Raw genomic sequence first — 11459 nt, forward strand, 5'->3', positions numbered from 1 at the left:
CCGGGTGCGGGGGGAGCCGCGCGGGGGCCGGCCCGCGCCGCGGGCCGGTGGAAGCTTGCCGGGCGGCGGATGCGCTGTCCACGCCGCCCGTCAAGTGCGCCTGCTAAAAAAAGCGGAGCGTGGTCGTTACTCGGCCGGGTCCTTGGCGGCGGCGGCCTCATAGGCCGCCATGGAGGACAGGATGATATCCGCCGCCTCGCTGGCCGAACCCCAGCCGCGCACCTTCACCCACTTGTCCGATTCCAGGTCCTTGTAGGTGGCGAAGAAGTGCTCGATGGACCGGCGGGTGATCTCGGGCAGTTCCTCGGCGCTGGTGATGCCCGAATACATCGGGTGAACCTTGTCGTGCGGCACGCAGACCAGCTTCTCATCCGACCCGGCCTCATCCTCCATGTGCAGCACGCCGATCGGGCGGGCGCGGATGACGCAGCCCGGCACCACGGGCGCCGGGGTCAGCACCAGCACATCGGCCGGGTCGCCGTCATCGGCCAGCGTGCCGGGGATGAAGCCATAGGCGGCCGGGTAGGCCATGGGAGTGAACAGGAAGCGGTCGACCACCACCGCGCCGCTGTCCTTGTCCAATTCATACTTCACCTGGCTGCCCTGGGGGATTTCCACCACGACATTGACGTCATGCGGCGGGGCCTTGCCGGTCGGAATCTTGGCGAGGTTCATGTCGGGGAGGACCTTGGCTTGCGTTCTGATCCCCTACCCTAGCGCGCCCAGCGGCGGGAGGCGACGGGGGCCGCGTGGCTGGCTGAAAGCCGCTTGCCTTCCGCCCGTCCGGCGCCGCAGGCTTGGCGGCACGAAGGGCAAGGGACTCCAGGACATGTATCGCAGATGGCTGCTCGCCGCCCTGATGGCGGCTGGCGTGGCGGGGGCCCCGCAGGCCCAGACGGCGACCGAGATCGTCGAGAAGCGCAGCTTCGAGACCACCGATCACACGCTCCGCAACGGCGCCGCCCTGCCCAGCCTCCGCATCGGCTACCAGACCGCCGGCACGCTGAACGCGGCGGGCGACAATGCGGTGCTGGTGGCGCATTTCTTCTCCGGCAACAGCCACGCCTTTGGCCGCTACGCCGCGGACCAGCCGCCCGGCTATTGGGATGCCCTCATCGGCCCCGGCAAGGCGATCGACACCAACCGCTATTTCGTCGTGTCCTCCGACACGCTGGTGAACCTGAATGTGCGGGACGGCCGCACCGTCACCACCGGCCCGGTCTCCACGAACGCCGCCACCGGCCGGCCCTGGGGCACCGAATTCCCCGTGGTCTCGATGCGCGACTTCATCGAGGTGCAGAAGAAGCTGCTGGACAGCCTGGGCGTCAGGCGCCTGGCGCTGGTCACCGGCCCCTCCATGGGTGCGCTGCAGGCCATCGAATGGGCCGCCGCCTATCCGGAAATGATCGACCGCGTCATGCCAGTGATCGGCGCCGGGGAGATCGACCCCTGGATGCTGAACTGGCTCGACATCTGGGAAGCGCCGATCCGGCTCGACCCGAACTGGCGCGGCGGCGATTACTACGCACAGGGGCGGGAGGCGCCGGTGCAGGGCCTGGCTGCGGCGCTGAAGATCGTCACGGTCCACGCCCAGGACCGCGCCAGCCTGGCCCGCTTCGGCCGCGCCATTCCGGAAGGCCAGGACCCCGCCCGGCGCCTGGGCGACCGCTTCGAGGCGGAGCGCGCGATCGACGAGGCGGCGCTGGCCCGGGCGCGCCTGTCGGATGCCAACCACTTCCTCTACCTCACCCGCGCGAACCAGCTGTTCCTGAACGAGTATCCGAGCACGGAGGCGGCGCTGGCGCGCAGCCAGGCGCGCTGGCTGGTGGTGGCCTCCCCCACCGACCGGGTGTTCCTGATGGATGCGAACCGCGAATTGGTGGCGACGCTGCAGCGCGTCGGCCGCCCTGCGGAGTTGGCGGAGGTGACCGGGCCGCTCGGCCACCTGAACGGCGTGGTCGGCATGGCGCCGCTGGCGGATAGGGTTCGGGCCTTCCTGGCGGCGGGGCCTTGATACCGAATCTGACCGGTCAGGAACCTCGACCCGCACCGTAGGGCCGCGGCGGAGGGCTTCGCCGCCTATGCGGCGAAGCCAGGCTGCCATGGGGTGGCGCCGGGGAGCAGCGGCGGGCCGGTCACGTGCCGCAAGGACTGGTCCCCGCCGCCGGCGCCAGCGCCTCGAACACCAGCATGTGGCGGCCGCGATAGGTGAAGCTGTCGCATTCCCGCATGCCGATATCGCCCAGCACGAGGCGGGAGGCGGTATTGCCCTCCCACGCCACGGCGATGATGCGGGCAAGGCCGCGGCGGAAGCCGAAGGCCAGCGCGGCGCGCGCTGCCTCCCGCGCGAAACCCTTGCCACGGCAGGCGGGCCACAGCGCGTAGCGCAGCGCCACGCCGCGGCCATCCGGCCGTTCCATCAGCCCGGTGATACCCAGGAACTGGCCGGTTTCACGCTCATACACCGCCCAGGTGCCGTAGCCGCGGACCAGCCAGAACTCCCGGTCATCCTCCAGCTCCTCCCGCGCCCGTTCGGGGGTGCGGGTGCCATGCAGCATCAGGCCGAAGGCGGCCTCGTCGCCCTTCAGCGCGATAAGGTCCGGCAGGTTCTCCGGCGCGACCGGGCGCAGCGAAAGGCGTGGCGTGGTGACGCCGTTGCCTTCCGCGAGGCGAGGGACGACCAGCTCTCTACCCAGCCACTTATCGGGCCAGCGGGCGGTACTTGATGCGGTGCGGCTGATCCGCCGCGGCGCCGAGTCGACGTCGCTTATCCGCTTCGTAGGCTTCGAAATTCCCCTCGAACCACTCCACGTGGCTGTCGCCCTCGAAGGCCAGGATGTGGGTGGCCAGGCGGTCGAGGAACCAGCGATCATGGCTGATCACCACGGCGCAGCCGGCGAATTCCTCCAGCGCATCTTCCAGCGCGCGCAGCGTGTCGATGTCGAGGTCGTTGGTCGGCTCGTCGAGCAGCAGCACATTGTGCTCCCGCTTCAACATCTTGGCCAAATGCACCCGGTTGCGTTCACCGCCCGAAAGCACACCCACGCGCTTCTGCTGGTCCGCGCCCTTGAAGTTGAACGCCGCCACATAGGCCCGCGACGGAATGGTGCGCTTGCCGATGGTGATCTGGTCCATCCCGTCCGAGATCTCCTGCCAGACGGTGCGGTTGTCATCCAGGCTGTCGCGGGACTGGTCGACATAGCCGAGCTTCACCGTCTCACCCACCACCAGGCTGCCGCCATCGGGCGTTTCGACGCCGGTGATCATCTTGAACAGCGTGGATTTGCCGGCGCCGTTCGGGCCGATGATGCCGACGATGCCGCCCGGCGGCAGCTTGAAGTTCAGATCCTCGATCAGCAGGCGATTGCCGTAGCCCTTCCGCAGATCCTCCGCCTGGATGACGATATTGCCCAGGCGGGGCGCCGGCGGGATGACGATCTCGGCGTCGCCGCTCGTCTTCTCCAGGCTTTTGGCCAGCATCTCCTCATAGGAGGCGATACGCGCCTTGGACTTGGCCTGGCGCGCCGCCGGGCTGCGGCCCATCCATTCCTGTTCCTTGGCGAGCTGCCGCTGCCGGGCGCTTTCCTCGCGCTCCTCCTGCTGCAGGCGCTTGCGCTTCTGGTCCAGATAGGCCGAGTAGTTGCCCTGGTAGGGGAAGCCACGGCCGCGATCGACCTCAAGAATCCAGTTGGTGACGTTGTCCAGGAAGTAGCGATCGTGCGTCACGATCAGCACGGCGCCCTTGTAGTCCTTCAGCGTCTGCTCCAGCCAGGCCACGGATTCCGCGTCCAGATGGTTGGTCGGCTCGTCCAGCAGCAGCAGGTCGGGCTTTTCCAGCAGCAGCTTGCACAGCGCCACCCGGCGCTTCTCGCCGCCCGAAAGATGGGCCACCGGGCTGTCGAAGGGCGGGCAGCGCAGCGCATCCAGTGCGATCTCGATGCGGCGATCCAGCTCCCAGCCCTCGGCGGCCTCGATCTTCTCCTGCAGCTCGGCCTGCTCCGCGAGCAGGTCGTTCATCTGCGCCTCCGTCATCTCCTCGGCGAATTTGTCGGAGATTTCGTTGAAGCGGCGGAGCTGGCCGGTCAGGTCGGCAAACGCCTCCATGACGTTCTCACCGACCGTCTTGGTCTCATCCAGATGCGGCTCCTGCGGCAGGTAGCCGACCTTGGCGCCCTCGGCGGCCCAGGCCTCGCCGCCGAATTCCTTGTCCTGGCCGGCCATGATCTTCATCAGCGTGGATTTGCCGGCACCGTTCGGGCCGAGCACGCCGATCTTCACATCGGGCAGGAAGGACAGCGTGATGCCCTTGAACACCTCACGACCGCCCGGATAGGACTTGGTAAGGTCTTTCATGACGTAGACATATTGCCAGGCGGGCATGTGCTCGAATTCCGGCGCAGAGGATGAAGCGGCGGGTTCTACCGCGCCGGGGGGGCGGATGCCAACCGCGGAGGGTTCAGGGCGGTGGATCAGGGAAGGCCGGGGAGAAGGTATTCTCCCCGGACCCCTCATCTATTTTCGGGAATTTGGGGCGGATCATACCGATCCGCGCTGCGCGCGATGCCTCATGCCTCCGGCGGATTTCGCCCTCGCGCGGCAGTGCCGCGCGCCGCTGCGCGGGCGGAAAAGCGATTTGGATCCGCGCTGCGCGCGGTGCCTCATGCCTCCGGCGGATTTCGCCCTCGCGCGGCAGTGCCGCGCGCCGCTGCGCGGGCGGGCGAAATGGGCCCGGAGGGACTCGAACCCCCAACCAAGCCGTTATGAGCGGCCCGCTCTAACCATTGAGCTACAGGCCCATAGCCCGCGCCTGCATGGCAAGCGCCGCGGCTTCATGCAAGCCCGGCGAGCACCTTGGCCGTCGCACCGCTGACATCGCCGAGCTTCACCCCGCCCGCGACCCGGCCCTGCGTCGCCAGGCCGCGTTCCTGCCGGGCGATGGCGGCGCGGGCTTCCTCCTCCGCCTCGCCCGGCGGCAGGATCAGCACGCCGGACTCATCGGCCAGCACCGCATCGCCCGGCATCACCACCACGCCGCCGATGGAAACCGGCACATTCATCCGCCCCCCAAGGTCGTAGATGCGCGTGGTGATCGGCGCCAGGCCACGGCACCAGAGAGGAAAATCGCTCGCCTCCACCTCCTCCACATCGGTGCACGCACCATCGACGATGCCGGCCTTGGCACCCGCCGCCTTGGCCGCCACCGTCACGCCGCCACCCCAGCAGGCATGCCGGTCATCCCCCAGGCGGTCCACCACCAGGATGTCGCCCGGCCGCAGCAGCCCAAGCGCGTGGTGCAGGATGGTGGAATCCGGCCCCGGGCATTGCACCGTCACCGCCGTGCCGGCGACGCGGCGGCGCAGCAGGCCCTGGATCTTCCGGTCCACGAAGCCCCAGTGGCGCCAATGGCCCACCGTTGCGGTCTCGGTCTGCTCCAGCAGCGCCACCACCTCCGCGCTGATCTGGCCGGGCATGGGTTCGACGACGTAGCGAGCGGGCATGATTCAATTCCTTCCAACGGCGCGGGTGAAGCCGACCAGGCGCTCCACCAGCAGAACAACGGCCAGCGCCACGCCGATCAGCGTCATCGCCAGCGCCGCCACCAGCGGGTCCGTGCGGCTTTCGGCATAGCGGAACATCTCGACCGGCAGGGTAGACAGGCGCGGCCCCACCAGGAACAGGCTGATCACGGTCTCATCGAACGAAACCAGGAAGCACAGCGCCCCGGCCGCGATCGCGCCCGGCGCCGCCAAGGGCAAGGTCACGCGCAAGGCCGCCTGGAAGCGCGTGGCGCCCAGCGTCCAGGCGGCTTCCTCAAGGTCCTTCGGTACGCCGCCAAAGGCGGTGGTCATGATGCGGACGGCAAAGGGCACGGCGACCATCGCATGCGCCAGCATCAGCCCCGGCCAGGTCGCCGCCAGCCTTGCCGGCTGCAAGGCCAGCAGCAGCGCCAGCCCCAGCACCAGCGTCGGCAGCAGCAGCGGCGCCACCAGGAAGCCGGCCAGCGCGCCGCGCCCGGGGAATTCCAGCCGCGCGATCGCATAGGCCGCCGGCATCCCCACCACCAATGCGATGCTGGCCACCGCCAGCGCCAGCAGCGCCGAATTCCGCAGCGCTGTCATCAGCTGGCCATTGTCAATCAGCGCCGCATACCAGCGCAGCGAGAATCCCGGCGGCGGAAAGTTGAGAAAATCCCCCGCCGAGAAGGAGATCACGAACACCAGCACTGCCGGCGCCAGCAGCAGCGCATAGCCGCAGATCGCCGCGAAGCGCAGGAACCAGCCGGGCTTCATGCGACCCTCCCGCACGGCCGCCGGCACCAAGACCCGGCGCGCCGCAACCCGGGGAAAAACCAGCCGGGCCTCATCGTGCCGCGCCCCGCCCCGAAAGCACGCCACGCAGCACCATCGCCACGATCAGCGTGCCCAGCAGCAGCATCGCCAGCGCCGAGGCCGCCGGCCAATCCACCGTCTCCAGCGCCAGGTCGAAGATTTCGGTCGCCACCACGAAAACCCGCCCGCCGCCCATCAGCCGTGGCGTGATGAAGGCGGAGACGCCGAGCACGAAGGCCAGCGCGAAGGCCGCCGCCAGCGCCGGCGCGGCGAGTGGCAACGTCACCCGCAGGAAGGTGCGGCTGCGCGTGGCGCCGAGTGTCGCCGCAGCTTCCTCCAGCCGGGAATCGAGGCGCGACATGCCGGCGATCAGCACCAGGCAGCAATAGGGCATCAGGCTCTCGGTCAGGCCGATCCGCACGCCGGTCAGGTTGTTGATCAGCCGCACCGGATCGCTGGTGATGCCGAGGCCGGTCAGCACCGCGTTGATCATGCCCTGGTCGCCCAGGATCGCCATCCAGCCCACCACGCGCGCAGTGCCGGAGACCAGCAGCGGCGCCACCGCCATCAGCGCCAGCAGGCCGCGCCAGCGCGGCGGCGCGCTGCGGATCAGCAGCGTCACCGGCAGGGCGAGCGCCACCGCTGCCGCAGCCGCGCCGGCGGACAGCGTGATGGTGTTCAGCGCCAGGTCCCAGGTGAAGTCGTCGGTGACGATCCTGGCGTAGGTCTCCAGCGTCCAGGCCTGCTCCATCGCGCCCATGTCATTGGTGCGGTTGAAGCTGATGCGGCCGAGCAGCAGCACCGGCCAGACGAAGCCCGCCGCCAGGATCAGCGCCGCCGGCAGGCACAGCAGCAGGCCGATCATGCCGGGAAGACCCGCAGATCGCCCGGATCGACGCCGAGCCGCAGCGTATCCCCCATGCGCAGCGAGGCAGCCGGCGTGCCGCCCGGCACTTCCGCCAGCAAGGTGCCGGCGGGGCTGTTGCATTCCAGCGTGATGATGTCGCCGGTATAGGTGCGGCGGGTGACCCGCGCCGGCAGCGCATTGGCCGCATCCTCGCCATCGGCCAGCGGGCGCAGGTGATGCGGGCGGATGAAGATCTCGGCGCGGCCGGATTGCGGCGTCTCCGCCGCCTGCAGCGTCGCCCCGCCGGCCCGCAGCAGGCCGGGCGCCACCACTTCCGCGGCCAGGATGGCGGCGCGGCCGACGAAGGTGGCGACGAAGCGCGTGGCAGGGCGTTCGAACACCTCCTCCGGCGGCGCCAATTGCTCGATGCGGCCCTGGTTCATCACCGCGACCAGATCGGCCATGGCGAGCGCCTCCGTCTGGTCATGCGTGACGAAGACGGTGGTGGTGCCGAGGCGCTGCTGCACGGCGCGGATTTCATCCCGCACCTCCTCCCGCAGCTTGGCATCGAGCGCGGAGAGCGGCTCATCCAGCAGCAGCAGATCGGGCTGCGGTGCCAGCGCGCGGGCCAGCGCGACGCGCTGCTGCTGGCCGCCCGAGAGTTGCCGTGGCTTGCGCGCGGCGAACCCATCGAGGCCCACCAGCGTCAGCGCATCCGCCACCCGTTTCGCCCGTTCGGCCCGGGGCACGCCGCGCATCTCCAGCCCGAAGGCCACATTGGCCGCGGCCGAGAGATGCGGGAACAGCGCGTAGGATTGGAACACCACGCCCATGTTGCGCTTATGCGGCGGCAGCGCGGTCACGTCCCGCCCCGCCACCTGGATGTGCCCGCCATCCGGCGCCTCCAGCCCCGCGATCATCCGCAGCGTGGTGGTCTTGCCGCAGCCCGAGGGGCCGAGCAGGGCCAGCAATGCGCCCTGCGGCAGATCGAGCGAGATACCGTCCACCGCCGGCGTGGCGGTGCCCGGAAAGCGCCGTGTCAGGCGCTCCAGCCGAAGATGCGTCACCGGTTGCTAGCGGCAATCACCTCACGCCGCCAGCGCTGGTTCCAGCCATCGCGCAGGCGCACCATTTCCGACCAATCGAGCGGGATCACGCGGCTGCGGGATTCCGGCGCCATCGCGGTGCGGGCGAGCGCGGCGGCGGAAGGCTGGGCGCGGGTATTGGTCGGGCCGTAGAACATGCGCTCGGTGAAGGCCACCTGCGCTTCCGGTGACAGCGCATGCGCGATGAAGGCCAGCGCCTGTTCGCGGTTCTTGGAATTGGCCACCAGGTTGATGGTGTTGATCTGGAACACCGTGCCCTCGGTCGGCAGCGTCACGCCGATGCGGCCCTGCGACTGGTCGCTGTACAACTGCGCCCGCGCATTCCAACCGGTGGCGAAGCGCACCTGGTCGTTCAGGATCAGCGTGTAGCCATCCGGATTCGGCGTGAAGGTCTGCACGGCGGGCGCCAGTTCGCGCAGCTTCGGCATGGCGGCGCCGATGTTGCGCCAATTGCCGCCATCGGCATGGGCGAGGATCGCGGTCAGCGCCAGGCCCTGGATGTTGGGCGGCGCGGACAGCGCGATGCGGCCGCGATGCTCAGGTGCCCACATGGCCGAAAGGCTGGTGGGCGCCGGCGTCACGGCGCGGCTGTCATAGACCATCACCAGATGATCGTAGGTCACGGCCGGGCCGCATTCGCCGCCCGCCTGCCTGCCCTGTTCGTCCACATCGCCGATCACCGGCAGGGTGCTGGCATCGATCTTCTCGACCAGCCCCTCGGCGCAGGCGATAGCGGCGGTGGTGACATCCATGATGACGACGTCGATCTGCGGATCGGCGCGCTGGGCGCGCAGCGTGCCCAGCATCGCGGCACTGGTGCCGCCATCATGGTATTGCACAGCAGTGCCGCGCGCCGCGGTGAAGGGCGCCACCACCGTCTGCGTGTAGTTGTCCCGGAAGATGCCGGCATAGGCCTGCAGCGTGATCTGCCCACCACCCTGCGCGGCGGCCGGGGCAGCGAGGCCAAATGTGGCGATGGTGGCAAGCAAGATGCGGCGCATGGCGCGGTCCCCGATCCGTGGAAACCGCAGCATTGCAAGGCATCGCACCCCTTGCCAAGCACCCAAGTTGCGGATGCTCAGCCCCTGGGTGCTCAGCGTCGGTTCATGAAGCCCACGATCGCCGCGGTGATGGCTGCACCGATGGCGCCTTTCTTCAGCGTCTGGCTCCGCAACAACGGCGCCAGGATCATCGCCTGCGTGGCGGTATCACCCATCTGCCGCAACGCCGCCTGGCGCAGGGCCAGGGCTTCCTCTGCCACCGTATCGCGCGGCGGCTTGCGGGCGAGCAGGCCCATGATGGCCGCCAGCACGAGATCGCCGAAGGCGATGATCAGCGCGGACCAGACCGGCCCCTGCGACGGAAGCAGGGCTGCGAAGGCCGCGATGTGGAGCATCACCAGCATCAGCAGCGCGAAGACCGCCGCCACGGCGCCGAGACCCGCCTGGATGGCGTAGCCCCGGCCGCTGCGGCGCAGGTACAGCCCTTCCGCCTGCCAGGCGGCACGGGCCAGGCTCAGCAGGCGCATGGTCCGGCCCGCCGCTTACTTGCGGTCCGGGTAGACGTAGGTGCGGTTGCCCATCAGCCGGCCGAGGACGTAGCCGCTGAAGGCGGCGGCGGCGACGAACAGCAGCGGCTGCGCACGCACGGTATCGGACAGGGCGGTCGCATTGTCCTCGATGCTGTGGCGGGCGCGGCGGGTGTAGTCCTCCACCGTCTCCGCGGCATTGCCGAGGGCCGGCGTCACGCGCTCCTCCATCAGGCGCTCGACCTGGCTGCGCAGGCGGGCGAGCTCGGCGCGCGCATCATCGGCCAGCCGGCCACCGGCGGCGGAAGCTTCGTCGCGGATGTTCTTCATGTCGTTGCCCATCTGGGACATAATCATTTTCCTTTCGGGATCGTTGGCTCCGGACGAACGCGGTGATTCCGCATTGGTTCCAACCGTCCGGTATGTCTTCGCCGCAATGCGGTATGCCACTTCCGCTGCGCTTCCACGCAGGGCTAAATGATGCCCTGCGGGATGGGAGTAGGCAATGCGCGGGCGGCGGGACTGGCTGGCGGTGTTGGGTGCGACGCCGCTGGCCGCGGCCGCGCGCGGCCACGCGCAGGGGCTGCGCGACCTGACCGTGGTGTCCTGGGGCGGCGCCTACCAGGACGCGCAGCGCGACGTGTTCTTCCGCCCCTGGATGACGGCGCGCGGCGCGCGGATGCTGGAGGAGAATTGGGATGGCGGCATGGATGTGCTGCGCACCCGCATGCGCGATGGCGTCAACAACTGGGATCTGGTGCAGGTGGAAGGCGACCATCTGCTGATCGGCTGCCGCGAGGAATTGTTCGAGCCGATGGACTGGGACGCCATCGGCGGCCGCGACGCCTATGTGCCGGAGGCGGTGCACCCCTGTGGGGTCGGCGCCGCCCGCTATGCCTTCATCCTGGCCTGGGACCGCGCGCGGCATTCCGAGGCGCCGGCAGGCTGGGCGGATCTGTTCGACCTGGCGCGCTTTCCGGGCAAGCGGGCACTGCGGCGCGGCCCGAAGACCACGCTGGAAATCGCCCTGATGGCGGATGGCGTCCCGGTTGCGGATGTCTATGCGAGGCTTGCCACCCAGCGCGGCCAGGACCAGGCCTTCCGCAAGCTGGACGGCCTCCGCGCCGAGATCGCCTGGTGGGAGCGTGGGTCGCAGCCGCCGCTGTGGCTGGCAAATGGGGAAGTGGCGCTGGCCTGTGCCTATAACGGCCGGATCAGCGCGGCCAATCTGCGCGATGGGCGGGATTTCGGCATCGTCTGGCAGCAGAACCTGGCCGGCATGGGCAGCTGGGTGATCATGCGCGGCAGCCCGAACAAGGCGCAGGCGCTGGATTTCCTGTATTTCGCCGGGCAGGCGGAGGCCCAGGCGCGGCTGGCCCGCACCATCCCCTATGGCGTCACCGCCGCCGGCGCCGCGGCGCTGCTGCCCGCGCCGCTGCTGGCGCAACTGCCCTCAGCGCCGGCCCAGGCCGCGTTGGCGCTGCGACTGGACGAGGAATTCTGGCAGCGGCACCTGGACCCGCTGACGCGGCGCTTCAGCGCCTGGCTGCGGGGCTGACGCGTTTTGAGGCCAGGCGGAGCCGCCTGACGACCCGGAAAGCGCCGGAACATGCAGCTGGACCGGCTGCCGTGAGCCAGGGCGAAGGTAT

At 69.5% G+C, this 11459-nt stretch carries 12 protein-coding genes and 1 tRNA gene; 2 read left to right on the forward strand and 11 right to left on the reverse strand.

Annotated features, from left to right (window positions below; all coding sequences use genetic code 11):
- Positions 1-126 precede the first annotated feature (126 nt).
- A complete protein-coding gene (ppa, locus tag Q8S40_RS02720; RefSeq protein WP_305669201.1) occupies positions 127-675 on the reverse strand; it encodes an inorganic diphosphatase in 549 nt (182 codons plus the stop codon).
- A 154-nt stretch (positions 676-829) separates the two neighbouring features.
- Here ppa and Q8S40_RS02725 point away from each other — a divergent pair, with 154 nt between their 5' ends.
- Entirely contained in the window at positions 830-2014 is a 1185-nt protein-coding gene (locus Q8S40_RS02725; protein ID WP_305669202.1) for a homoserine O-acetyltransferase, read from the forward strand.
- 121 nt (positions 2015-2135) lie between these two features.
- Here the strand turns inward: Q8S40_RS02725 and Q8S40_RS02730 are convergent, their stop codons facing one another.
- The 10 genes from Q8S40_RS02730 to Q8S40_RS02775 form a co-directional block, all read right to left on the reverse strand.
- On the reverse strand, positions 2136-2696 hold the full coding sequence (locus tag Q8S40_RS02730) for a GNAT family N-acetyltransferase (protein WP_370690739.1): 561 nt from the start codon (positions 2694-2696) through the stop codon (positions 2136-2138).
- Positions 2697-2700: 4 nt separating this feature from the next.
- Complete coding sequence (gene ettA, locus Q8S40_RS02735) at positions 2701-4380, reverse strand: energy-dependent translational throttle protein EttA (RefSeq protein WP_304809951.1); 1680 nt, start codon at positions 4378-4380, stop codon at positions 2701-2703.
- Positions 4381-4723: 343 nt separating this feature from the next.
- Positions 4724-4796 (reverse strand) — tRNA-Ile (locus Q8S40_RS02740).
- Between the two features lie 33 nt (positions 4797-4829).
- Complete coding sequence (locus Q8S40_RS02745; protein WP_304809953.1) at positions 4830-5498, reverse strand: RraA family protein; 669 nt, start codon at positions 5496-5498, stop codon at positions 4830-4832.
- Between the two features lie 3 nt (positions 5499-5501).
- Entirely contained in the window at positions 5502-6290 is a 789-nt protein-coding gene (locus Q8S40_RS02750) for an ABC transporter permease (RefSeq protein WP_305669203.1), read from the reverse strand.
- Between the two features lie 70 nt (positions 6291-6360).
- Entirely contained in the window at positions 6361-7194 is an 834-nt protein-coding gene (locus tag Q8S40_RS02755) for an ABC transporter permease (protein ID WP_304809958.1), read from the reverse strand.
- Entirely contained in the window at positions 7191-8243 is a 1053-nt protein-coding gene (locus Q8S40_RS02760) for an ABC transporter ATP-binding protein (protein WP_305669204.1), read from the reverse strand. Before Q8S40_RS02760 ends, Q8S40_RS02755 begins: the two co-directional genes overlap by 4 nt.
- On the reverse strand, positions 8240-9283 hold the full coding sequence (locus tag Q8S40_RS02765) for an ABC transporter substrate-binding protein (RefSeq protein WP_305669205.1): 1044 nt from the start codon (positions 9281-9283) through the stop codon (positions 8240-8242). The genes Q8S40_RS02760 and Q8S40_RS02765 overlap by 4 nt, the downstream gene beginning before the upstream one ends.
- Positions 9284-9375: 92 nt before the next feature.
- A complete protein-coding gene (locus Q8S40_RS02770; protein WP_304809964.1) occupies positions 9376-9810 on the reverse strand; it encodes a phage holin family protein in 435 nt (144 codons plus the stop codon).
- 15 nt (positions 9811-9825) lie between these two features.
- Positions 9826-10161 carry a hypothetical protein gene (locus Q8S40_RS02775; protein WP_304809966.1) on the reverse strand — a complete coding sequence of 112 codons (336 nt, stop codon included), beginning with the start codon at positions 10159-10161 and terminating at the stop codon, positions 9826-9828.
- Between the two features lie 154 nt (positions 10162-10315).
- Between Q8S40_RS02775 and Q8S40_RS02780 the strand changes: the two genes are divergently transcribed.
- Positions 10316-11368, forward strand: coding sequence for an extracellular solute-binding protein (locus Q8S40_RS02780; RefSeq protein WP_305669206.1), 1053 nt, complete (start codon positions 10316-10318; stop codon positions 11366-11368).
- The last annotated feature ends 91 nt before the right edge of the window (positions 11369-11459 follow it).

Origin of the sequence: Falsiroseomonas sp. (genome assembly GCF_030695085.1) — a bacterium.
Lineage (GTDB): Bacteria > Pseudomonadota > Alphaproteobacteria > Acetobacterales > Acetobacteraceae > Falsiroseomonas.